Source organism: Streptomyces sp. CMB-StM0423 (genome assembly GCF_002847285.1).
Lineage (GTDB): Bacteria > Actinomycetota > Actinomycetes > Streptomycetales > Streptomycetaceae > Streptomyces.
Window position 1 is genome coordinate 6,017,930 of sequence record NZ_CP025407.1, and the last position, 23,421, is coordinate 6,041,350.

The window sequence follows — 23,421 nt, forward strand, 5'->3', positions numbered from 1 at the left end:
CGGTGGCCCGGAGACGGAGGGGGAGCCGACCCCTTTACGGAGAGTGATGAAACATTTACGATGAGTGCGTGACGGCGCCGAAGACCGGCGCGGACCGACGTCACCAGCCAGGGAAAACCGGGGGGTTGCTCGCATGGCAGAACCACTGTCCGCCGCCGTCGTACTGCGCGCGCTGAAGCGCGAGGGGCTGACGATCGTCGAGCACGGCGAATGGCGCACGCACAATCGCAACCACATGGGCCCGTGGGGCCCGGTGCACGGGGTGGTCCTCCACCACACGGCCACGTCCGGCACGGACGACAGCGTCCGGCTCTGCTACCGCGGCAGGACCGACCTGCCGGGCCCGCTCTGCCACGGCGTCATCGACAAGAGCGGCCGGGTCCACCTCGTCGGCCACGGCCGGGCGAACCACGCGGGGCTGGGGGACGACGAGGTGCTGCGCGCGGTGATCGCCGAGCGGTACGGGGAGCGCCCGCCGTCGCCCAACGAGCAGAACACCGACGGCAACGCGCGGTTCTACGGCTTCGAGTGCATCAACCTCGGCGACGGCGAGGACCCGTGGCCCGACGCGCAGTTGGAGGCCGCCGAGCGGGCCTCGGCGGCGCTGTGCCGGGCGCACGGCTGGCAGGCGAAGTCGGTGATCGGTCACAAGGAGTGGACGAACCAGAAGATCGACCCGGTGGGCTTCGGCATGCCGGGGATGCGCGAACGCATCGCGAAGCGCCTGGCGGGCAAGCCGGAAGGCGAGCCCGCACCGGAGCCCTCCGACCCCTCAACCCCCGCACCCTGATCCGGAGCGGGCCGAGCCCGATCGCCGCGTGCTCGATCCGTGGGGTCCAGCCCGGCCCGCCTTGAACCGGACCCGGCCAGCCGCCCCATCCGACCCGTCCGCCACCCCGCCCCGCCGCTCGGGAAGCCTCGCCGCGCCGTGCAGGTTGCATCTGGCGGCAAGTCCGCCAGCCACCCAGCGGAGGCACCGTGACCGCATCGCCCGCCGACACCACCGCGCCGCTCGTCGTCCGGGACCTGCCCGCGCCGCCCCGGTTGGTCCACCGGGCGTGGACGGAGGCGGACCTGCTGGCGCGGTGGATCGGTCCGCGGGGCTACACCGTTCCGCGCGACACCGTCACCGTCGAGCCGTACGTCGGCGGGCGCTTCGACTACTGCATGGTCGACGCGGCCGACGACACCCACGAGGACACAACCGACCGCGACCGCTACTGGCTCCGCAACCACATCACCGAACTCGCCGCCCCCCACCTCCTCGTCCTCACCTCCGCCCCCATGCCGGAGTACGGCACCCCCGCACCGGTCACCACCCGCATCCACCTGACCCCGGCCCCGCCCGGCACCCGCCTGACGTTCACCCGCCCCTACCCGCCCGACCGCCGCCCCGGGGCCCGCGCGACGTGGACCACGTCGTTCGACAACCTCGAAGCACTCCTGCACACCCTCACCTGACCCTGGCCGACCCTGGCCGACCCGGGCCGACCCGGGCCGACCCGGGCCGACCCGGGCCGACCCGGGCCGAGTCGGGCCGAGTCGGGCCGAGTGGGCCGAGTCGAGCCGGGTCGGGGTCCACCCTCAGCGGGTACGGCGGCGTGTGCGGGGCGGCCACCCGCAGCTCCCTGTCGCCCTCGGCGGAGTAACCGGCGCGCCCGGTCGGCTCGCGGTACGTCGGCGCGCCCGCCTCGTGCCGCAGCATGCGCAGCATGTACGCGAACCGCTGCACCGGTCCGGCGGCCGGATCCAGCGCCTTTTCCCGGCGACCCATCGCGTTCCCGCCCCCCTTTCACGCTAGCCGAATTGATAGGCCGGTCGAGTGGGGGCTGCCCATCAAACGGGTGGCCGCTGGACTCCGGGGAGTCCTGTCCTCCCTCCCGCCGGAGCCCGCCATCGCCACCGTCCAGCACCGCGGCCTCGCCCCCGCCCCCGACGCGGAGCCGCCGGGCCACCGCCCGGCCGCCACCGCCCTCGCCGAAGCCGTCCGGGCGCCGGGCCGCGGCGTGGCCACCGCGCCCCTCGTCCTCGCGCCCGCCGCGCTCGCGCTCGTCCTGGGGCTGTGGGGCCTCGGCCGGCAGGGCACGATGTGGCGCGACGAGGCCGTCACGTACGAGATGGCCCACCGCGACCTGACCGCGCTGTGGCAGACCCTGCCGCACTTCGACGCCGTGCACGGCCTCTACTACCTGCTGATGCACGGCGTCTTCGGCCTCTGGGACGGCGGTCTCCTCGCGCTCCGGATGCCCTCCGTGCTCGCGACGGCCGCCGCCGCGGCCGGCGTCGCGCTCCTCGGCCGCCGGCTGGCGGGCCCGCGCGCGGGGCTCGTCGCCGGGCTGGTGTACCCGCTGGTCCCGGACGTGCAGCGGTACGCGCAGGAGGGCCGGTCGTACGCGCTGGTCGCCGCCTGCCTGGTCTGGGCCGGCTGGCTGCTCGTCCGCGCCCTCGACGAGCGCAGCCCCCGGCTCTGGGCCGGCTACGCCGCGCTGATGCTGGCCGCCGGCCTGCTGCACGAGTTCGCGGTGCTCGCGATGGCCGCCCACGGCGTGACCCTGTGGCTGCGGCGCCCGGGGCAAGCGGCCCGGCGCGGCTGGTGGGTGGCCGTGGGCTGCGTCGCGGTGGGGCTGACGCCGCACGCGGTGCGCAGCGCCGGGCAGTCCGCGCAGGTGGACTGGATCGGCATGCCGGGCCCGGTCGCGCTGCTGAAGTACGCCGCGATCGTGGTCCTCGGCGTCGGGCTCGCCGGGTTCGTCCCGCGTGCCTCGCGGCGTCTCACGCACTTCGCGCTGCCGCTCGCGGTCCTCCCCGGCGCCCTGCTCCTCCTCGCCACGCCGCTGCGCCCGCTCTACGTCGACCGCTACGTCCTCTGCTACGCCACCGGCCTCGCCCTCCTCGCCGGGGCGGCGCTCGACGCGGCGTTACGCGCCGGGGTGCACGACCCGACCTGGGACCACCACCCCGCCGCCGGCACTGCCGCCCCGGCCGGGGCCGCCGGACCGCGCACCCGGCGGCGCGTGACGGCGGTGGCCGTGGTCGCCGTCCTCGTCGCGCCGCTCCCGGCGACGTTCCACCTGCGTACGCCCGCCAGCCGGCTGGACGACGTCTCCGCCGTCGCCCGCGCCGTCCAGGCGCAGAGCAGGCCCGGCGACGGGCTGTTGTTCCTGCCCGCCCGGCGGCGCGTGTGGCTGCACGGTGCGCCCGGGACGTACGACGGGCTCGTCGACCTCGCGCTCGCCGCGCCCGCCGCCGAGTCCCGCACCCTGTACGGCGCGGAGCTGCCCGCGGCGCACATCCGCGCCCGGCTGCTGGCCGCCGACCGGATCGTCGTGCTGCGCGACCCACCCGGGCAGCCGCTCGACGCCGAGCCCGGCGAGGCGGCCAAACGCGCCGTGCTGCGCGAGCACTTCAGGGAGTGCGGGACCCGGAGCGTCCGGGGCGCCCGCGTCTCCCTCTACGCGCGGTCGGGGCTCTGCCGCCCGGGCTCCGCCTCCGCGGAAGCCGCGTCGTCGCGCTCCCCGTCGTCCGCGCGCTCACCGTCCTCGTCGTTCTCCTCGGAGTGACGCGGCCGCGGCACCGACGTGCGGACGAACTCCACCTCCGCGTACGGCGGCGTACGCAGCCACAGCCGCCGCCCCACCGCGAGCCACACCACCCAGCAGAACGCCACCAGGCCCGTCAGCCCCACCAGGGTGTTCGCCAGGAACTCCGTCACCGGCGGGTGCTCCACCGTCGCCTTGTCGACCCAGTACGGGCCGCCCCACTTCCAGTCCATCGGGGCGTCCTCGGACGTCTGCGCCCAGATGGTCCAGGCGAATATCCGGCACGCGCCGTACAGGAAGTAGGCGTGGTAGAGCGCCAGCAGGAAGCGGTCTGACAGGCCGACGCGGTGGCGCAGCCAGCCCCAGGCGGGGTCCGCCGGATAGACGTGCTGTTTGAAGTACTTGGCGGTCAGGGAGCGGTAGTTGTACGCGAGCATCGCCAGCCAGAACAGGTCCCAGGCCAGGCCCAGACTGCCGTAGTACGCGGCGGCGTCCCCGTAGCGGCCCTCCTGCGCCGCGTACGCCCACATGCCCGTCGAGTAGTGCTGGTCGGTGAAGGGGAAGAAGAGCATCACGCCGACGCTGTCGAAGCAGTCGGTCAGCACGTGCGCCCACTGGCCGATCAGCAGGCCGAGCGCCCACTCGCGGCTCTTGAAGATCAGCAGCACGGCCAGCGCGAGCACTACGCCCCACGCCAGCGTGTGGGTGAAGCCGACGCCCGGCCAGCCGCGGTGGTAGTCCCAGGCGTTCTCCGGCTTGAAGGAGAAGCTGCCTATCTCGAAGCCGTAGACGGTGCCCTTCGTGCCCATGTCGGGCAGGAAGCAGCCGAGGAGGATCGCCAGGTACGAGACCTTGACCTTGGTGTGCTTGTGGAGGATGTAGCTCTCCAGCTCATGTGCCGCCCAGCTCACCGGTCTTCCCCCTCGCCGCCGTCGCCGGCCCCGTCGCCGTCCGGGCCGTCGTGCGGGCTGCCGTCCCGGCCGTCGTCCCCGGGGTGCCGCCGGGCGCGTACCTTGTCGACGGCCCAGCCGGTCAGGAGGATCGCCGCGATCGCGACCACCGGGCCGCGGGTCCAGGTGAGGATGCCCCGGGTGAAGATCGCGCCGCCGGCGACGAGGGCGATCACGGCGGCCGTGTAGCCGGCGACGTCGCCGGCGCGGGTGCGGCGTACGGGCCGCAGGAACGCCGGGCGGCTAGGCACCGGGGGTCACCCCCGCGGTGCGGCCCGCCTGCGCGGGGTGAGTCGTCCGTATGCGTACGGGCCCGCCCCCGCGTCCCGTTCCGCTTCCGCGTACGGCTATGCCGTCGCGTATCGCGCCCTCACCGTGCACCGCGCCCCACCGTTCCGTCGTCCGCCGGCGCGGCTCCCCGGCCGCGCAGGCCCCCCTCGGTCGTCCGGGATCTTACGGGATGGGGCACGGTGCTCGGCATTCCGGCGTCAGCTCGCGGGCCTGGTCTCGTAGACCAGCAGCTCCGTGCCCGCGGGGGAGGTGCCGTCGTCGGGCGCCGCCCACATGCGCAGTCCTTCGCCGCGCAGCGCCTCCAGCAGCACGGGGTTGCGGGTCGCGACGTGGCCGCCCGTCGACCAGAGCTGCACCGGCACCTCGTGCTCGATGTCGAACGTGCGCAGGTCGATGGTCGCGATGCCGCCCAGCTCGAAGTCGGCGCCGGAGGCGTTCTTGAAGCCGGTGATGCCGGTGCAGAGCATCTTGCGGGAGTCGGCGTACGCGCAGTCCTGGTAGTCGACGAAGTGGCTCTGGTTCGTCCGCCGCTGCATCTGGCGGCCGTGCCGGTCCCAGGTGTAGAGGGTCCGCGAGCCCCACGAGACGCCGTGCACCTTGCCGGTGCGCGGCTCGGGCACCACGCCGCCGACGTGGTCGTCGACCCGGAACTCCTCGGTCACCTTCAGCGTGCCGACGTCGACGCGGTAGACGACGGCGGCGCTGTCGGGCCGGTACTCCGCGACCGGGACCCAGACCGAGCGGCCGTCGGTGTCGATGCCGCCGGGGTGGTACATGTCGCCCTCGCCCAGCGTGATGTCCTCCATGAGCCGGCCCTTGAGGTCGAGGACGAAGAGGTGGCCGACGCCGCGTCCTGGGCTGCGGTCGTAGCCGTCGACGGGCTCCGGGTAGCGCACCGGCGGCTCGATGACCTCGACGCTGGAGAGGAACAGCCTGTCGCCGACGCGGGTCATGCCCTGCGGGTGGTACGTCTCGAAGTCCAGCGGCAGCTTCTCGACCAGTTCCCACTTGCTGTTGCGGTCCAGCTTCGCGACGGCCCCGACGACGGGGGCGTCGCGCTCGGGCCGGTGGTCGCCGCCGGGCCGGGCGGCGGGGGCGGCGGAGGCGGCGACGGTGCCGAGCAGGGCCGCGGCCAGGGCAGTGACGCCGAGCGTTCTGGCGTACCTCATGTGCATCGATCCTCTCCCTCGCGGGCCGGCCAGGACGGCGGGGTGCTCCCCGCGGCGGCCGCCGGCCGGCGCCCGATGATGGCGAGGCCATCCTGCCCGTACGTGGCGGCGAGGTAATCCCGCGGCGAACAGCGGGACACGGCGACGGAACACCGCGCCGTCCGCGATGCCCCGCCGCCGCGCTCGGGGGACCTCCGTCCCGGCCGGTCCTCAGCCCGCCATGCCGAGCACCGTCAGCGAGTACGGCGTGAAGCCCAGCTCCATCGTCCGCGTCACCTCGAACCGCTCCCGGGCCACCTCCGCCTCGATCAGGGAACCGGTGAACGGATCCGTCACGTACACCGACTCCTCGCCCGGCGCCAGCGCGGCCTGGTTCTTCGTCCAGTCCGCCGAGACCTCGAACGGCTCGGTCACCTTGGAGGAGGCGACGACCTCCGCGCCCTTCGGGTCGACCCCGTGCAGTTCGCCGTCCGCGGTGAGCGCGAGGCCCCGGTCCCAGTACGGGTCCCAGGTGAACGCGGCGCGCGCGGCAGGCAGTCCGACGCGGCGCATGGTGCGCTCGCCGAGGTCCAGCGCGGCCATCGCCTCGTCGCCGAAGGTGCCGAGGACGGCGTCGCCGCTGTGCCCGGCGAAGGAGCTGACGCGCTCCTCCTCGCCGCTGCCGGCCGGGTTGGGGATCTTGTCGGCGGCCCACTTGCCGCCGTCGCCGCGCTCCAGCACCAGCACGCCGTCCAGGCAGCCGAAGAGCAGCAGATCGTCGCCGACGGCGTGTTCGCCGTGCAGTTCGGGGCAGTTGCGGAAGGCGGCGAGTTCGCGGTTGTGCGCGTCGTGGACCCGTACGCCGACGGGCAGGTCCTCCTCCGTCTTGCCGGGGATGGTGACGGCCATCTCGCCGTTCTCCAGGGTCACCGCGACGCCGTGGTGCGGGCCCTCCGCCTTCAGCTCGCGCTCCGGCTCCGTGCTCGCGTCCTCCGCGCCGACGTGCAGCACCTGGGCCGTGCCCGTGCCGTCGTCGAAGACGGTGACGTGCTCGCCGTGCGGCACGGCGTGCGACGGGTACTCGCCCTTCAGGCCGCCCAGGAGCCGGGGGCGTTCGTGATGCGCGTCCTGGTGGCCGCCGTGGTCCTCCCAGCGGATGCCGGCGTCCAGGAGGTGGGTGACGCCCTGCTCGCCCTGGGGGAGCAGGACGTGGGTGTCGTCCTCGGTCCGTACGGGCCTGGACTGGCCCTCGACGCGCAGGGTACGCACCGTGCCGCCGTCGGCGAGGCCGATGACGCGGACGGCGCCGGAGCCCTGCTCGGTGACGACGGCGCGCAGCTCGGGGGCGCCGTGGGCGGTCTTCTCCGCGGGCCAGCCGGAGCGGTCGGCGCCGCCCTGCTCGCCGCCGGCCGCGTCCGACGCGCGGCCGGCGCCGGGCTTTCCGCCGCCCGGGTCGTCGTCGCTCTCCGCACAGCCGCCGGCCAGCACGAGGGCTATCGCCGCGACGCCGGCGGCGAGCGTCTTCCTGGTTTTCGTAATGACAATCATTTTCATGACGATAGCAGGAGTGTGTGCGGGCGTCCGCCGCCGGGGGGTGCGGGCATGCGAAAGCCGGCGGCCCCACCCAGCGGGGCCGCCGGCCGGTCTCGCGGCTCGGCGCGTGCCGTGGCTCAGTTCGCGCCGCAGCTCAGCGCGCCCCGTCGTGCGGCGTGTGCCGAGGCCAGGGGCGCGCGGTGTGCGCCGTGCTCAGTTCGTGTCGTGGCTGCCGTGGGCGGGGGCGTCGCGGGTGGCCTTCATCGCATCCGCGTTGTGCGTCCCGGCCACCGTGCCGTTGGGGTTCGTCACCACCAGCAGGCCCGCCATGCCCATGTCCGCGTGGCTCTGGACGTGGCAGTGGTACATCCACCGCCCCGAGCCGACCAGTTCGCCCGCGATGAACTGGAAGCCGAACGAGTCGCCCGGTCCGCAGATCTTGTTGTCGATGATCGGTGTCTGGTCGTCCACGCTGGTCAGCATGCCCGTACGGTTGTCCGCCCAGCGATGGCCGTGGACATGGAACGTGTGGTAGAACTCGCCGTGCGTGATCATGATGATCTCGCACCGCTCGCCGAGCGTGGCGGTGAAGTCGGGCCCGTGCCCGGTGACGTTGTTGATCGTGTTGTCGTTGAAGACGATCACGAACTGCTTGTCGGGCAGCTTGTCGCCGCGCCGGCGGACGATCAGGCCGCCGTACAGCCCGCGCTTGACGCCGCCGGAGCCGTGCGGGGTGCCGACCGCGTGGTCGTGGTAGTGCCAGTAGCCCGCGCTGCCCGGCTGGATGGTGCCGTCGCGGCGGGTGCCCGCGGTGTGCGAGTGCCAGACGTAGTTGCGCGAACCGCCCGGCGGGACCGCGCTGTTCGTCATCGGCGTGCCGTCGTTGTCGATGTCGTAGTCGACGCCGTGGACGTGCAGGCTGGCCTCGACGTCGAGGTTGTTGACCAGCTTGATCATCATGCTGTCGCCCTCGTACATCTCCAGCAGCGGGCCGGGGATGGAGGGCTTGCCCGGTTCGAGGCCGTAGCCGAGCTGGCCGTCCGGCATGGCCTCGGCGTACATGGTGATCCGCTTGATCTCGCCGAGAGGCTGGGGTTGGGGTTTGTCGTCGGACGCCGTGACCGTCGCTCCCGAGGTGGACAGGGCGACCGGGGTCGCCAGTGCGGCCGCGGCCGCACCGCTGGTGAAGGACCTTCTGGAAAAAACGTTGCGCGGCATGGTGGCCCCCGCCTTCTCGCGCGTTTGTGACTCGTCCCTGACAGCCGCTCATGGTAAGGGCTTGCGGAGGCTTTGCCCATCCTCAGGACAAAGTTCGAACCGAATCCGGCTGTAGGCATTGGCAGTTCGCGAAAAGGGGTCTAACTTCCTACGGCGGCGCAGCTATCCCGCAGCATCCCGGGACGAGGTGGGAGGACCATGCGACGCAGGGGAAACGCCCTACGCTGGGCGGCCGGCGCATCGGCGGTGGCCATGGCGGCAACGCTCCTGGCAGGAGCGCAGGCCGTGGCAGGACCGTCGGACGCAGGACCGCTTGCGGCCGGCAATCCGCCGGGCAAGGCGGCAGCTTCGGTACTCGTGTTCATCAGGGTCGACGGCGAACAGCACGCCGTGACCCGGGCGGGCATCGAGGCCATCGAGGCGATCGGTGCCCAGGGGCCCGAGACGTTCACGGTGACCGCGACCGACGAGGTCACGGCGTTCACCGACAAGAACCTGGCCAAGTACAACGCCGTCGTCTTCCTGTCACCGGGCAGCGACCGGCTCAACACCATGCAGGAGCAGTCGTTCCAGCGCTACATCAAGGCGGGCGGCGGGTTCCTCGGCATCCATGACGCGGCCCGCTCGGAACCGGAGTCCGACTGGTTCACGGGCCTGATCGGCAGCCGCCCCGCCGGCACCTCCGGCGGCGCGCAGGAGGCCGTCGTCGAGGTCGGCGACCGGCTGAACCCGGCCACCAAGGCGCTCCCGCTGGAGTGGAAGCGCAGTGATGTGTGGACCAACTGGGAGAAGAACCCGTCCGGCAGCGTCCACACCGTCGCCAGGGTCCGGGAGAACACGTACCAGCCGGGCACGACGGCCAACGGCTGGGACCACCCGATCTCCTGGTGCCGCGACTACGAGGGCGGCCGCTCGTTCTACACCGGCATGGGCGGCACCGCCGCCGGCTTCGCCGAGGAGAACTTCCGGTCGCACCTGCGCGGCGCCCTGCTGTGGACCACGCGCCAGGCGCGCGCGGACTGCCAGGCGAGCATCACCGCCAACTACGAGGCGACCCGGCTGACCCAGCCGAACCAGGCGAACCAGCTCGACCAGATCGGCGAGCCGCACGGCATCGACATCGCCGACGACGGCAAGGTCTACTACATCGGCCGCGGCGGCCGCTGGTCCGGCGCCCCCGTCGACGTCGACTGGAACAGCCCGCAGATGGGCAAGGGCCCCGGCACGATCCACATGTGGGACCCGGAGACCCAGAAGGTCACCGCGGTCGGCACGCTCGACGTCTTCGGCAACAAGGGCGGCGGCGACGAGCTGGTCAAGGTCGAGGAGGGCCTGCTCGGCATCGCCCTCGACCAGGACTTCGCCGACAACGGCTACGTGTACCTGCACTACACGCCGCACTCCGGCGTCGACCGTGCCGCGCACATGGCCGAGCGGCGGGTCTCCCGCTTCACCATCGACCAGGAGACGCAGAAGCTCGACACCGCCTCCGAGAAGGTCGTGCTGTCCTGGCCCGTCCAGGTGCACAGTTGCTGCCACGCGGGCGGCGACATGGAGTGGGACTCCAAGGGCAACCTGTACATCGCCACCGGTGACACCAACTCCTCGCGGTTCAGCGACGGCTACTCGGGCAACAACCCGGAGCCCAACTTCGGCGGCGTGTCCTTCGCCGACGCCCGCCGCACCGCGGGCAACACCAACAACCTCAACGGGAAGATCCTGCGGATCCACCCCGAGGACGACGGCACGTACACCGTCCCCCAGGGCAACCTCTTCACCGGCGACGAGGGCGACGGCGACCAGGCCAGGCCCGAGATCTACGTGATGGGCGTCCGCAACCCGTCCCGCATCGAGATCGACGCGAACGACCGGCTCTACGCGGGCTGGGTCGGCCCGGACGCCGGCGCGCCAAGCACCACCTGGGGCCCGGCCAAGTACGACACGTTCGCCGTCATCACCAGCGCGGGCAACCAGGGCTGGCCGTACTGCATGGGCAACTCGCAGCCGTACCGCGACCGCAACCTGCCCGACCCGTCGCAGCCGCTCGACTGGTACGACTGCGACAACATCAAGAACACCTCGCCCAACAACGACGGGCTCACGGACCTTCCGCCGGTCCGCGACAACAACATCTGGTACTCGCCCCAGGGCGGCGGCCCCGACTACCCGCGCAACGCGGACGGGGTGCCCAGCTACAACGTCAACGAGGCGCAGTACCGGCTGCCCTGGCTCAAGGGCGGCGGCCAGGCGGCCATGACGGGCCCCGTCTACCGCTACGACGCCTCCTCCGACAGCGACGTGAAGTGGCCGGAGTACTGGAACGAGAAGTGGTTCGTCGGCGACTTCTACGACGGGGACCAGCCGCGGCACGCCGTGGTCATGGACCCGGACAACGCCGGTGACGGCGGACTGCCGGTGCACGCCGAGTCGCTCGACAAGATCATCCCGGTCGGCAACGGCGGCATCCGCAACCTGATGGACTGGAAGTTCGGCCCCGACGGCGCGCTCTACGTGCTCGACTACGGCCGCGGCTTCTTCAACGCCGACTCGGCGTCCGCCCTGTGGCGGGTGACGTACAAGGGCGGGCCGGCGACGCCGCTGCCCGGGGACCTGATCGCGAAGGGAACTCAATGAGATCCGGAGCTCTGACCGCGGGCGTACTGCGGCGGGCGCTGATCACACTGGTGGCGGTCTGCCTGGCGCTGCTCGCGCCGGGCGGCCTGCCCACCGCGGGCGCCGCGGCGCCCGCCGAGGCCGGGGCGGCGGCGCAGACGCTGACCTGGACCGCGGGTGACAGCATCACCGAGTACACGTCCGCGCCCACGACGGCGGTGGCGGGGGAGACGACCATCGTCTTCGAGAACAGCGCCGCCACCGGCAACACCACCGGCATGGTGCACACGCTGACGTTCGACACGTTCAGCGACGGCTACAACAAGGACGTCAGCCTCAACCTCCAGGCGTCCCCGAACGACCAGAACAACGGCAAGTGGCAGGCGACGGTCAACCTCTCGCCGGGCAAGTACCGCTACTTCTGCGCGATTCCCGGCCACGGTTCGATGGTCGGCGAGCTGATCGTCACGGACGGCGGCGGCGAGGACACCACGGCGCCCGAGACGGCCGCCGAGGTCAAGGGCGAGCAGGACGCGAACGGCGCGTACCTGGGCAGCGCGACGGTCGAGCTGTCCGCCACCGACGACATGTCGGGGGTCGACCGCATCGACTACGCCCTGGACGGGGCCACGGGCTGGACCGCGTACGAAGCGCCCGTCGTGGTCAACACCCCGGGCGAGCACACCGTCAGATTCCGGGCCACCGACAAGGCGGGCAACACCGCCGGGGAGAAGTCGGTGACCTTCACAGTCACCGAGGCGAACGACACGACGCCGCCCACGGTCACCGCTTCGGTCAGCGGTGAGCAGAATGACGACGGCGCGTACCTGGACATGGCCATGGTCACGCTGAAGGGGGCCGACACCGGCGGCTCCGGCCTGGACAGGGTCGAGTACTCGGTGGGTGGCAGCGCCTTCCAGAGGTATACCGAGATGCTGCACGTCATGACCGTCGGCGAGCACACGGTCAGCTACCGGGCCACCGACAAGGCGGGGAACTCCTCCGAGGTCGGGACGGTCACTTTCAAGATCGTCGAGAGGTACCCCAACCCCGACCCGGACTGCCCGGAGCTGGACTCGCGTCCGATCGTCTTCATCGGCCAGTACGACACCCACGTGCCCAACCGCGTCACCGCGAACGGCTGCACGATCAACGAGGTGATCGAGGACGAGAAGGCGTGGCCGAAGCAGAAGGCGTTCCTGGACCACATCCGGGACGTCACCGACGAGCTGTACGCGGACGCCGTCATCAACGGCGAGGAGCGCCAGATGATCCGCGACACGGCGAGGGAGTCGGGGATCGGCAAGCCGGGCCAGAACGAGGGCTACACCCCGATCTTCACCGGCACGGAGAACTCCTTCTCCCAGTGGCAGCAGGTCGGCGGCGGCAGCTTCAACCTCAACGGGGACGGCTCGATGACGAGCGGGACGACCGTGGGCGGCATGGGCATGCTCTGGTACCCGCAGGCCCAGTACGGTGACTTCTCGCTCAAGCTGCAGTGGCGCGACGACGCCCCGGGCAGCGGGCGCACCAACTCGGGCGTCTTCGTCCGCTTCCCGGACGTGCGCGACCACCCGGACGAGTCGCGGCCCGAGTGGGTGGCGATCAAGTACGGGCACGAGGTGCAGGTCTTCGACTCGGAGGCCGGCGACCAGTACAAGACCGGCTCGATCTACGGCTTCGACCGGGTCGACCACGGCTCGGCCGGGGTGACGCCGAAGGGCACGTGGAACGACTACGAGATCCGGGTGGTGGGTCAGAAGTACTCGATCTACCGCAACGGCGTGCTCCTCAACGAGTTCGAGAACTCCCCGGGGCAGCTCTTCTCGCCGCCGCGCGGCGACGACCCGGGCACGGACGGCCGCCAGCACGCGAAGGGCTACATCGGCCTCCAGGTGCACGGCACGACGGACGTGGTCTCGTACCGCGACATCCGGATCAAGCCGCTGTGACGTATTCGGTCGGCTGACCCGGATCGAGTCCCGGTGGGGGGCGGTGGCACACACCGCCCCCCATCAGGCGTTCCGGGGGGTGTACCAACGGGCACCGGGGCCGAAACGCCTGTTCGCCACGGGATCGAAAGCGCACCGGTGCGCGTACCTCGGTGGGATAGTCGGTCCGTTCGGTGTCCACGGTCCCGAAGGAAGGTGATGGCCCGTGGTGTTCGCCATGGGATTCTCCGAGTACGGCGGCCCGGAGGTGCTGCGCCCCCTCGACGTCGAGGTGCCGGCGCCGGCCGCCGGCGAGGTGCGCGTCCGCGTCCGCTGCGCGGGGGTCAACCCGCTGGACTGGAAGCTGCGCGGCGGGCGGATGGCGGCGGTCAGGACGCCGGCGTTCCCGTACGTCCCGGGGCTGGAAGCCGCGGGCGTCGTCGAGTCCGTGGGCGAGGACGCGGGGCCGTGGCGGGTGGGCGACGAGGTGCTGGGGCCGGTGGCCGCGGGGTACGCGGTGCAGACGCTGGCCCGCGCGGACCGGCTGGTCGCCAAGCCGCCGGGGCTGCCGTGGGAGCTGGCGGGCGGGCTGCCGGTGGCGGCGGAGACCGCGTACCGCACGCTGACGGCGCTGCGGGTGGCGAAGGACGACACGCTCCTCGTGCACGGCGCGGCGGGCGGGGTGGGCAGCCTGGCGGTGCAGTTCGCGGTCTCGGCGGGGGTACGGGTCATCGGCACCGCGAGCCCCGCGAACCACGACTACCTGCGCTCGCTGGGCGCGGAACCGGTCGCGTACGGGGAGGGCGTGGGCGCCCGGGTACGGGAACTGGCCCCGGACGTCGACGCGGTCCTGGACGCCGCGGGCCGCGGCGTACTGCCGGAGTCGGTGGACCTGGCCGGCGGCCAGGACCGGGTCCTGACGATCGCGGACGCGACGGGCGCGCAGCCGCTGGGCGTACGGTTCTCGCGCCAGTCGGACGGCGAGGACCAGCACGTGCCGGGGATCGAACGCGCCCTGGCCCTGTACCGCGACGGCCGCCTCCACCTGCCGGTGTGGCGCGCCCTGCCCCTGACGGAGGCCCCGGACGCCCACCGGGCAAGCGAGGCGGGCCACTTGCGGGGGAAGATCGTCCTGGTGGCGGACTGAGGGGCGGGATTCGCCCGGCGGTCAGCGGGCCAGGCTGAAGGTTTCGGCCGGGCGGGGTGCGTTGTGCCGTGCCCAACCCTGGGCCTGGTCCGTCGCCTTGGCGGCCGGACGCGGCAGCGCCGCCGGGGCGCAGGGCTCCGCCACCACCGGAGTCCGCTCCGCCGCCTCGTCGGGGCGGGAGAGCAGGAGGACGCCGTGGGTGGCCAGGGCCGTTGCCGTCAGGGCTGCCGCCAACCCCAGGGTGCCGCCGGTCAGTTGCTCGCCCAGCAGGGTCAGGCCCACCGCCGCGCAGACCGCCGGGTTGACCAGGGTCACCGTCGCCAGGGGGGCGCCGAGGCCGTCGCGGTAGGCCGCCTGCGAGAGCATCAGGCCCGCGGGGGCCAGTGCCGCGACCGCGAGACCTGTCAGCACGGTGAAGGCGTCCGGGCCGGGGCGTACCGCGACCGTCTGGGTCAGCACCGAGCCCGCGCCGAAGGCGATGCCCGCGGCCGTCGCGTACGCGATCCCGGCGGCCCGCGGGCCCGCCCGGCGGGCCGCCGCGACCAGCGCCGCCAGCGCCGCCGCCGTGGCCGCGACCGTGCCGAGGACCTGCGCCGGGGTGAGCACCTCGATGCGCCCGCCGCCGCGCACCAGCAGCAGCACCCCCGCAAGACCCGTCAGCGTCAGCGCCGCGCCCCGCCACCGCACCGCGCCGACCGCCCGACCGGTGACCGCCGCCTGCAGCGGCAGCGCGAGGACCAGCGTGAGGGCGCCCAGCGGCTGTATCAGGGTCAGCGGCCCGTACCGCAGCGCGAGGACGTGCAGCGCCGCGCCCGCGACGTTCAGCCCGACCGACAGCCACCACGAGCCGCGCCTCAGCGCCGCCCACACCCCCGCGTCCGCCTCCCGGCCCGCCCCCGCGACCCGCTCCTGGAGCACGGCGGCCCCCGCGTACGCGGCGGCGGACGCGATGGCCAGCACCAGTGCTGCCGCGAGGCCGTTCATGCCGTTCATGTCCCCTCCGGTGGTCGAACCCGTCCCCGGACGGTATCGAGCCTTGCGGACAGATCCTGTCCGCAAGTCGTCGCTGCCGTCGTGTTTGTGGACTGCCCGCGGCGCCGGAACTCATCGGCGGGGAATCATGGGCGCGTGTCCTCCCTCCTGTACGACGACTCCGTCCCGCCGCCCGGCCCCGTGCAGTTCCAGCTCGTCCTGCTGCGCCGCATGCAGGACTTCCAGCCGGACCTGGTCGCCGGCGCGCTGCGTACCCTCGGCGTGCCCCCTACCGCGATGCGCGAGGCCAACCGCCGCTGGCAGGGCCGGCTCCGCGCCCGCGGCGGCCGGGCCGCCGGCGCCGCGCGCGCCCGGGACTTCGCCGCGCTGCTCGGGCCGCCGGCGTCGGTGACGCGGCGCGCGCACGGCGACATGGCGCTGGACGTGCACGTCTGGCCGGTACCGCTCTGGCCCGACCTGCGGTTCGAGGCGACCTGCGGCGTGGGTGGCGTCGCGCTCAACGCGTGGCTCGTACGGGCGCCGGACGCGGCGGGCCCCGCGCTGCGCACGCTCGCCGATCTGGCGCCCTGGGGCTGCACCGTCGACGAGGTGGCGCGGGCCTTCCCGCCCGCGGTGCCCCGCGAGCCGTCCGCCACCCACCGCTTCGCGCTCGCCTTCACCGCGCCGGACGCCGCCGGCGAACCGCGCGCCTGCACGGCGGAGTTCGCCTGGGGGCTGTTGCAGCGGTGGGCCGTCGATTAAGCGTCGCTTACCGATCCCTTGAACGGATTCTCGCTGGTGCTGCACAGTCCGCTGCGGGGAGACTGGACGGCATGATCACACCGGACACCAAGGACTGGACCTGGGTCCTGGACCGCCCCTGCCCCGAGTGCGGCTTCGCGGCGGCGGAGACCCGCCCGCAGGACGTCTCCGCGCTGATGCGGAAGTGCGCCGTGCGCTGGGTGCAGGTCCTGGCCGACGAGCCGGAGCGGCTGCGGGCGCGGCCGCGGCCCGACGTGTGGTCGGCGCTGGAGTACGCGTGCCATGTGCGCGACGTGTTCCGGCTCGGCGACGAGAGGGTGCGCCGGATGCTGACCGAGGACGGCCCGCGGCTCGCCAACTGGGATCAGGACGAGACGGCCGTCGCGGAGCGGTACGGGGAGCAGGACCCGCTGCGGGTGGCGGCGGAGCTGTCGGCGTGGGGGGAGACGCTGGCGGAGCACCTGGACGAGGTCGGCGAGGGGGAGTGGCAGCGGACGGGGTTCCGGAGCGACGGCGCGGAGTTCACGGTCGACACGTTCGCGCGGTACTTCGTGCACGACGTGCTCCACCACCTGTACGACGTGGGCGCCCCGCTGGACCGCTCCGCGGGGGGCCGGGGATGAAGAGCTAGTTTCTGGGGGCTGCGCCCCCAAGCTCCCCGGGGCTGCGCCCTCAGCCCCCGGGGCTTCGCCGTTCGACTGCTCAGCCCTCCGAACTCGGCGGGCCGGTTCATCCCCTGGCCCGGCCCGCCGTTTCTCCTGCCCGGCTCGGGCCCGCCACGGCCGCGCGAGCCGGCGGGGGCGACCGTGTCGCCGGTGGTCTTGCCCACCACCGCCTTCTGCCACTCCGCGCCCTCGGCCGCGGCCTGTTCACACCGCGCGTGAAGTGGACCACCTCGTCGTGGCTCCACTTGTCGCGGCAGGCGACGACGCCCGCTTCGCCGCCCGTTTTGGTCACCGTACGTAGGGCGGGCCGGATCCTTCCGCGGGCGGGCCGGCGCTTCCCACGTACCCGCGAAGCCGTGCCGGGACTTCGATTCCCGCCGAAGCCACCACGGTTCTCCCGCGCCCCGCGGCGGTGGTGGACGGATGGCGGCAGTGCCCCGACCGCTGCGCGAACGCGGTCGGGAGGATCGCCCGGACGACTACCGCGCGTTGCCGCCGAGAACGAAACGGAAGCACTCGGAAGCCCCTGATTGCAGCCAGGTCACGGCAGTGGCCTAGACCTGTTCGCGAGACGCGCCCGTCGGTAGGCTGACGCCCAGCGCACGCTGGATGATCTTCATCTGGTCGTAAACCAGCGCCGAGGACAAAGGGGTTCAACAGTGAGGACAGTACGGTTGATCAGTGCCGGCGCAGCGGCCTCTGCGCTGGTACTGGGGCTTACGGCATGTGGTGACGACGGGGGCAGCTCGGACGGGGCGACCACCATCAAGCTGGTGGCTGCCGATTACGGGGATAAGGCGTCGAATGCGTCCAAGGTGTACTGGGACGATGTCGTCAAGCGTTTCGAGGCGAAGAACGAGGACATCAAGGTCGATGTTCAGGTGATCAACTGGAATGACATCGACACCAAGGTCAAGACGATGATCCAGGGCGGGAACGTTCCGGACATTCTGCAGACCGGTGGGTATGCGGACAAGGTCGCTGATGATCTGCTGTATGAGGCGGATGAGGTGCTCTCGCCGAAGACGAAGTCGAATCTGATCGAGTCGTTCGCGAAGGCGGGCGAGGTCGATGGTACGCAGTACGGCATCCCGTTCGTGTCCTCGGCGCGGTTGATGTTCTACAACAAGGAAGTCCTGGGCAAGGCCGGTGTGGAGGTTCCGCAGAGCTGGGACGATGTCGCGGCGGCGGCGGAGAAGATCAAGGCGGAGAAGGCCGCGGAGATCCCGTATGCGCTGCCGCTGGGTCCGGAGGAGACCCAGGGTGAGTCGATGATCTGGGAGATCGGCAACGGTGGCGGTTACACCGATGCCGAGGGCAACTACTCCATCGACAGTGCGCAGAACGTGGAGACGTTCGAGTGGCTGAAGGAGAACCTGGTCGACCCGGGTCTGACGTATGAGAACCCGGCCACCACGGACCGGAAGACGGCGTTCGCCGACTTCGCGGCGGGGAAGGTGGGGATGCTCAACGGGCACCCGACGCTGATCCAGATGGCGAAGGACGGCGGTGTCGACTACGAGGTGGCGCCGATCCCCGGCAAGGACGGCCCGCTGGATTCCACCCTGGGTGTGGCGGACTGGATGATGGCGTTCAAGGACGGCGGGAAGCAGGAGGAGATCAGGAAGTTCCTGGACTTTGCGTACTCCATGGAGAACACGCTGAAGTTCGACGAGATGTACAACCTCATGCCGGTGACCACGGACACCCTTGAGGAGATGCAGTCGAACGGGAAGCACAAGGACCTGGAGCCGTTCTTCGAGGTGCTGCCGGCCGCGCAGTTCTACCCGCTGGGCAGCACGAGCTGGGACGTGGTGTCCGCGGAGATCAAGAAGTCGGGCGGCAAGGCCGTCTCCGACGACCCGGGCAAGGTACTGGGCGAGTTGCAGCAGAAGGCCGAGGACACCGCCGCCGACATGGGCGAGTGACCCCGCACAGGTGATGCGCTCTGGGTGACCGTTTCCGGGGCCGGGCCGCCGCGCAGTAAGCCGCGCGGCGGCCCACCCCGGGGGGTGTTGTCGCCCAGGCAGTCCCGTGCTCTCGCGCGGCCCGTACACGAACGTGCAGCCGCGCCCCTCCCGTAGCCCCCGTGCGGTCCCCTCAGCCGCCGTACTCGCAAGGAGTTTCCCCGTGCCCGTCACGGTCAAGGAGCCCGCGGCCGCTGCCGGTCCCGGGCCCGGCGGGCGGAAGACCGGGCCGCAGCGCCGCCGCCGTCGCGGCGGCGGTCTGGCCCGGCTCGGTCCGCTGCCCTGGATTGCCCCCGCCGTCCTGCTGATCGTCGTGGTGGTGCTGTGGCCCATCTACGAACTGATCCGCACCTCGTTCCTCAACGTCAGCATCAGCGGTTTCGTCCGCGGCTCGGCCGGCACCGAGAAGTACCGCCAGCTCTTCGACGAGTCCGGCTTCGGCAGCGTGCTGACCATGACAGTGGTATGGACGATCGCCGTCGTCGGCGTGACCATGCTCCTCTCCCTGGGCCTGGCCCAGTTGTTCAACAAGCCCTTCCCCGGCCGCACCGTCACCCGCTGGGCGCTCATCGCCCCGTGGGCCGCCTCCGTGCTGATGACCGCGATCGGCTTCCGCTGGATGCTCGACCAGACCGCCGGCGTCCTGAACACCCTGATGACCGACATCGGCCTGACAGACGGCCCCAAGGACTGGCTGGGCGATCCCGCGACCGCCTGGCCGTGGATGATGTTCGTCGCCGTGTTCGTCTCACTGCCGTTCACCACCTACACCCTCCTCGCCGGGCTGCAGACCATCCCCCACGAGGTGTACGAGGCCGCCCGCATCGACGGCGCCAACTCCCGCCAGACCTACTGGCGGGTGACCGTACCCCTGCTGCGGCCCGCGTTCCTCGTCGGCTTCGTCATCAACCTCATCAACGTCTTCAACTCCTTCCCCGTCATCTGGGCCATGACCAAAGGCGGACCCGGCAGCGACACCGCCACGACCACGGTGTTCATGTACCAGTTGAAAGACACCGACATCGGCGAGTCCGCCGCGATGTCCGTCGTCAACTTCGCCATGGTCGTCGTACTCGTCCTGATCTTCCTCAAGGTCAGCCGCTGGAACAAGGAGGACGCATGACCCTCTCCGCGCCCTCACACACACCCGGAAACGGCCCCATCCCCCAGCAGACCCGCGGCAAAAACACCAGCACCAGCACCAGCGGCAAGGGCGGCAAGGGGGCCGTCAAGCGCCGGAAGTACGGCCCGCGCACCCTGGTCATCGCCGCAAGCGCCTGGATGCTGGCCGTCATCTTCATCGCCCCCTACCTGGAGATGATCATCACCGCGCTGCGGCCCGCGGACGAACTCCGCGACCGCACCTACCTGCCCACCTCCTTCGAGTGGCACAACCTCGTCGACGTCTGGAAGGAATCCACCCTCGGCGACAACCTCCAGGTCACCCTCCTCATCGCAGGCGGCGCCACCCTCCTCGTACTGCTCGTCTCACTGCCGGCCGCGTACTACACCGCCCGGGTCCGCTACCGCGGCCGCAAAGCATTCCTGCTGCTCGTCCTCGTCACCCAGATGTTCCAGCCCACCGCGCTGCTCATCGGCCTCTACCGCGAGTTCCACCAGCTCGACATGCTCAACTCCACCTGGACACTCATCCTGGCCAACGGCGCCTTCAACCTCGCCTTCGCCATCTGGATCCTCACCGCCTACATCTCCTCCATCCCCGCCGAACTGGAGGAAGCCGCGATGGTCGACGGCACCGGACGCTTCGGCGCACTGTTCCGGGTAACGCTGCCACTGGCCATGCCCGGCGTGGTCACCGCCCTCATCTTCACGTTCATCTCCACCTGGAACGAGTTCGTCATGGGCCTGACCCTGATGACCGAACCAGAGAAACAACCGCTCACCGTCGGCATCAACAACTTCATCGGCAACTACACCGTCGAATGGAACTACCTCTTCGCCGCCTCCGTCGTCGCCATCATCCCCGTCATCGTCCTCTTCGCCTTCATCGAACGACACGTCGTCTCCGGACTCACAGCCGGATCCGTGAAGTAGGTCGCGGCACGGCACCACGCTGACCCGCACCCCGCCCGCCGGCGACGCCGGCCGGCGGGGTGCGGCGTACCACGGCCGGGGGAGCGCGGGGGCGCGGGCGACTGCGCCGGACGGGCGATATACACCGACGCTCCCGCGTTTCCTTCGCGACAGCCCGCGAAAACTCAGTAATTTCGACCGATGCGACGAATTATCACACAAACAGGAGCGACCGCGGCCCTGTGCGTCGCCCTGGCCGCGCCCGCCGGCGTTCCGCACGCCGCCGCCCGCCCCGACCCGGGCACCGACGGCAAGGCCGGGGTGCGGGCGGTGCGCGGCACCGTCGACCGGCTGTTCCGGGACGCCGCCGCGGCCACCGAGCGCTACGAGGCCGCCCGCCGGGCGTCCGCCGCGCAGCGCGTGAAGATCGCCAAGCTCCAGCGGGCCGTACGCGCCAAGCACCGCAGGCTCGTCGTGCTGCGCGGCCGGATCGGGCAGCTCGCCGCCCGCCAGTACCAGTCCGGCGGCCTCGGCCCCACCGCCGCGCTGATGTCCGCGCGCACCCCCGAGGACCTGCTCGACAGGGTCTTCCTGCTCGACAAGGGCGAGCAGGCCGCGGCCGGCCTCTACCACCGCGCCGAGCAGGCCGAGCGGCGGCTCGCGGACGAGCGGGAGCGCCAGGCCGTCGCGCTCGCCGACCTGCGCGCGGAACTGCACACGCAGGCGCGGGTGAAGCGGTTCATCGAGCGCAAGCTGGAGCGGGCGCAGGGCCGGCTGGACGGCCTGCAGAGCGCGCAGGCCGCCCGCTCGCGCAGCTCCGACTGCCCGCGCACCGCGCGCCCCCGGGCCGTGACGCTCAGCGCGGACGGCAAGGCGCTGGCCGGCCGCAAGTGGACGGCGCCGGTGGGCCGTTACACCCTCTCCTCGCGCTTCGACCAGGCCGGCGGCATGTGGTCCTCCCGGCACACCGGCCTGGACTTCGCCGTGGCCGAGGGCAAGCCGGTGGGCAGCGTCGGCTACGGCGTCGTGTACGAGATCGGCTGCGACGACGCCTTCGGCAACTCCGTCACCGTCCGGCACGACGACGGCTACTTCACCTTCTACGCCCATCTCTCCGAGGTCCGCACCAGGCCGGGCGAGCGGGTCTTCCCCGGCCAGCCCCTCGGCCTCGCCGGCACCACCGGCAACTCCACGGGCCCGCACCTGCACTTCGAGGTCCGGGTGACACCGCAGTTCGGCTCGGGGATCGACCCGGAGCCGTGGCTGCGGGGCAAGGGCGTACGGCTGCGCGAGCCGGCGGCGGAGTAGGGCTCAGGCCCGGGGCTGGAGGCCGCCGGTGATCCGCTCGTGTTCCTCGTCCGACACCGTCTCGCCGGAGGACGGGAGCAACTGCGGTATGCCGTCGCGCACCGGATAGCGGCGCCGCAGCCGCGGGTTGTAGAGCGCGTCGCCGGTGTCCAGCAGGGTCAGCGGGCCCTTGTCGAGCGGGCAGACGAGGATCCTCAGCAGCGGGTCGTCGGGATTCACGGGACGGGTCCTCCACGGTGGGGGGTCGGTACGGGGGCGGGCGGCAGCGCGGCGGGACGCCGCCGCTCGGGCGGCTCGGGCTCGGGTGCGGCACCGGTCTCGGGTGCGGGGCCCGGCACTTCGCCGCGTACGGACTCAGGCTCCTCGCCGCCTGCCGCCTCCGGCTCCTCGTCGCGTACGGCCTCCGGCTCCCCGTCGCGTACGGGCCCGGGGCCCTGCACTTCGCCGGCCGGCTCCTCCGGGGCCGGCTCGTCGTGGCGCGGGAGCGCCAGCAGTACCGACACCGCCAGCGCGATCCCGCCCAGCCGCAGCAGCAGCCGCGGCGCGTCGTGCGGCAGCGGCTCGCCGAAGACGAACGTGCCCGCGGCGACGGCGTGCAGGCAGTTGGCCGTCGTGCACACCGGCACGATCAGCGACGCCCGGCAGCGCTGCAGCGCCGCCTGCGACATCACCAGCCCCGCCACCGCGGTGAACGCCAGCGTGTACGGGTACGGCGACGCCAGCAGGTCACCGGCGGTGCCCAGCACGTCGGAGCCCGACACCAGACCCGAGACGCCCTTGATCGTCAGCGAGCTGACCCCGTACAGGAAGCCCACCCCGACCCCGTACGCGATGCCCGTCGTCGGGATCCGGTGCCGCCGCTTGGCGCGCAGCTCCGCCGCCAGGTACAGCCACAGGCCCGCGGCCAGCGACGGCAGCGCGACCAGCAGGAACCGCCCGGCCGGCGCCGAGGTGCTGACCGTGTCGGCGTCCTGGTCCAGGGAGAGCACGATCATCCCCAGCGAGAGCAGGATCGCGGCCACCCCGGCCAGTTCGCGCGTGCTCAGCCGCTCGCCGAGGAACCGCGACGACAGCAGGACCAGCAGCACCAGACCGGAGACGAGGATGCCCTGCGCGGCGGCCAGCGGGAGCGTGCGGTAGCAGAGCAACTGGGCGGCGAAGCCCAGCCCCAGGCTGAGGCAGCCCGCCAGCCACAGCGGGCTGGACACCAGCACCCGCACCATGCGGGCCGGCTGCTTCACGCTCAGCTCGGGCAGCGCCGACAGGGCCTGCTTCTCCAGTACGAAGCCGCAGCTTATGAAGACGTTCGCCAGCAGCGCCGCGGCAACCCCCCACCACATCGA

At 72.1% G+C, this 23,421-nt stretch carries 19 protein-coding genes and 1 pseudogene; 12 read left to right on the plus strand and 8 right to left on the minus strand.

Features of this window, described 5'->3' with window-relative positions:
* Window positions 1-133: 133 nt before the first annotated feature.
* From CXR04_RS26135 to CXR04_RS26150, 3 genes and pseudogenes are all read left to right on the plus strand, one after another.
* Window positions 134-787: pseudogene (locus tag CXR04_RS26135) on the plus strand (peptidoglycan recognition protein family protein); the annotation flags it as partial.
* Between the two features lie 191 nt (window positions 788-978).
* Window positions 979-1,461 carry an SRPBCC family protein gene (locus CXR04_RS26140; protein ID WP_159072395.1) on the plus strand — a complete coding sequence of 161 codons (483 nt, stop codon included), beginning with the start codon at window positions 979-981 and terminating at the stop codon, window positions 1,459-1,461.
* A gap of 383 nt (window positions 1,462-1,844) precedes the next feature.
* Window positions 1,845-3,560: a glycosyltransferase family 39 protein gene (locus CXR04_RS26150; protein WP_234380507.1), complete on the plus strand. Its 1,716-nt coding sequence runs from the start codon at window positions 1,845-1,847 to the stop codon at window positions 3,558-3,560.
* On the opposite strand, the gene CXR04_RS26155 is transcribed toward CXR04_RS26150, so the two are convergent.
* The 5 genes from CXR04_RS26155 to CXR04_RS26175 all read right to left on the minus strand — a co-directional run bounded on the left by CXR04_RS26155 (window position 3,452) and on the right by CXR04_RS26175 (window position 8,679).
* Window positions 3,452-4,450 (minus strand): metal-dependent hydrolase, encoded by a 999-nt coding sequence (locus CXR04_RS26155; RefSeq protein ID WP_101424699.1) that lies wholly within the window; start codon window positions 4,448-4,450, stop codon window positions 3,452-3,454. The two genes, CXR04_RS26150 and CXR04_RS26155, sit on opposite strands and share 109 nt — an antisense overlap.
* Window positions 4,447-4,740 (minus strand): hypothetical protein, encoded by a 294-nt coding sequence (locus tag CXR04_RS26160; RefSeq protein ID WP_101424700.1) that lies wholly within the window; start codon window positions 4,738-4,740, stop codon window positions 4,447-4,449. Before CXR04_RS26160 ends, CXR04_RS26155 begins: the two co-directional genes overlap by 4 nt.
* A 237-nt stretch (window positions 4,741-4,977) precedes the next feature.
* Window positions 4,978-5,949, minus strand: coding sequence for a DUF6454 family protein (locus CXR04_RS26165; RefSeq protein WP_101424701.1), 972 nt, complete (start codon window positions 5,947-5,949; stop codon window positions 4,978-4,980).
* Between the two features lie 210 nt (window positions 5,950-6,159).
* Window positions 6,160-7,476, minus strand: coding sequence for a hypothetical protein (locus CXR04_RS26170; RefSeq protein ID WP_101424702.1), 1,317 nt, complete (start codon window positions 7,474-7,476; stop codon window positions 6,160-6,162).
* Between the two features lie 198 nt (window positions 7,477-7,674).
* Entirely contained in the window at window positions 7,675-8,679 is a 1,005-nt protein-coding gene (locus CXR04_RS26175) for a multicopper oxidase domain-containing protein (protein WP_101424703.1), read from the minus strand.
* Window positions 8,680-8,964: 285 nt separating this feature from the next.
* Here CXR04_RS26175 and CXR04_RS26180 point away from each other — a divergent pair, with 285 nt between their 5' ends.
* The 3 genes from CXR04_RS26180 (at window position 8,965) to CXR04_RS26190 (ending at window position 14,370) form a co-directional block, all read left to right on the plus strand.
* The gene (locus CXR04_RS26180; RefSeq protein ID WP_101424704.1) at window positions 8,965-11,313 is read left to right on the plus strand and encodes a ThuA domain-containing protein; all 2,349 of its coding nucleotides are present in this window, start codon (window positions 8,965-8,967) and stop codon (window positions 11,311-11,313) included.
* On the plus strand, window positions 11,310-13,244 hold the full coding sequence (locus tag CXR04_RS26185; RefSeq protein WP_101424705.1) for an OmpL47-type beta-barrel domain-containing protein: 1,935 nt from the start codon (window positions 11,310-11,312) through the stop codon (window positions 13,242-13,244). Before CXR04_RS26180 ends, CXR04_RS26185 begins: the two co-directional genes overlap by 4 nt.
* Window positions 13,245-13,452: 208 nt before the next feature.
* Window positions 13,453-14,370, plus strand: coding sequence for an NADP-dependent oxidoreductase (locus tag CXR04_RS26190; protein WP_442802406.1), 918 nt, complete (start codon window positions 13,453-13,455; stop codon window positions 14,368-14,370).
* Window positions 14,371-14,391: 21 nt separating this feature from the next.
* On the opposite strand, the gene CXR04_RS26195 is transcribed toward CXR04_RS26190, so the two are convergent.
* Window positions 14,392-15,363 (minus strand): DMT family transporter, encoded by a 972-nt coding sequence (locus tag CXR04_RS26195; RefSeq protein ID WP_101424707.1) that lies wholly within the window; start codon window positions 15,361-15,363, stop codon window positions 14,392-14,394.
* Window positions 15,364-15,498: 135 nt separating this feature from the next.
* On the opposite strand from CXR04_RS26195, the gene CXR04_RS26200 reads away from it, so the two are divergent.
* The 6 genes from CXR04_RS26200 (at window position 15,499) to CXR04_RS26225 (ending at window position 22,078) form a co-directional block, all read left to right on the plus strand.
* Entirely contained in the window at window positions 15,499-16,104 is a 606-nt protein-coding gene (locus CXR04_RS26200) for a hypothetical protein (RefSeq protein ID WP_101424708.1), read from the plus strand.
* Window positions 16,105-16,175: 71 nt separating this feature from the next.
* Window positions 16,176-16,727, plus strand: coding sequence for a DinB family protein (locus CXR04_RS26205; protein WP_101424709.1), 552 nt, complete (start codon window positions 16,176-16,178; stop codon window positions 16,725-16,727).
* Between the two features lie 815 nt (window positions 16,728-17,542).
* Complete coding sequence (locus tag CXR04_RS26210) at window positions 17,543-18,697, plus strand: extracellular solute-binding protein (protein WP_442802407.1); 1,155 nt, start codon at window positions 17,543-17,545, stop codon at window positions 18,695-18,697.
* Window positions 18,698-18,899: 202 nt separating this feature from the next.
* Window positions 18,900-19,859, plus strand: a complete 960-nt coding sequence (locus tag CXR04_RS26215; protein ID WP_101424710.1) for a carbohydrate ABC transporter permease — start codon at window positions 18,900-18,902, stop codon at window positions 19,857-19,859.
* Window positions 19,856-20,791, plus strand: a complete 936-nt coding sequence (locus CXR04_RS26220) for a carbohydrate ABC transporter permease (protein ID WP_199850533.1) — start codon at window positions 19,856-19,858, stop codon at window positions 20,789-20,791. The genes CXR04_RS26215 and CXR04_RS26220 overlap by 4 nt, the downstream gene beginning before the upstream one ends.
* Window positions 20,792-20,971: 180 nt before the next feature.
* Complete coding sequence (locus tag CXR04_RS26225; protein WP_234380509.1) at window positions 20,972-22,078, plus strand: murein hydrolase activator EnvC family protein; 1,107 nt, start codon at window positions 20,972-20,974, stop codon at window positions 22,076-22,078.
* Between the two features lie 3 nt (window positions 22,079-22,081).
* Here CXR04_RS26225 and CXR04_RS26230 read toward each other — a convergent pair whose 3' ends face one another.
* Together CXR04_RS26230 and CXR04_RS26235 are read right to left on the minus strand one after the other, a co-directional pair.
* Window positions 22,082-22,297: a Trm112 family protein gene (locus CXR04_RS26230; protein WP_101424712.1), complete on the minus strand. Its 216-nt coding sequence runs from the start codon at window positions 22,295-22,297 to the stop codon at window positions 22,082-22,084.
* On the minus strand, window positions 22,294-23,418 hold the full coding sequence (locus CXR04_RS26235) for a DMT family transporter (RefSeq protein WP_101424713.1): 1,125 nt from the start codon (window positions 23,416-23,418) through the stop codon (window positions 22,294-22,296). Before CXR04_RS26235 ends, CXR04_RS26230 begins: the two co-directional genes overlap by 4 nt.
* Window positions 23,419-23,421: the final 3 nt, after the last annotated feature.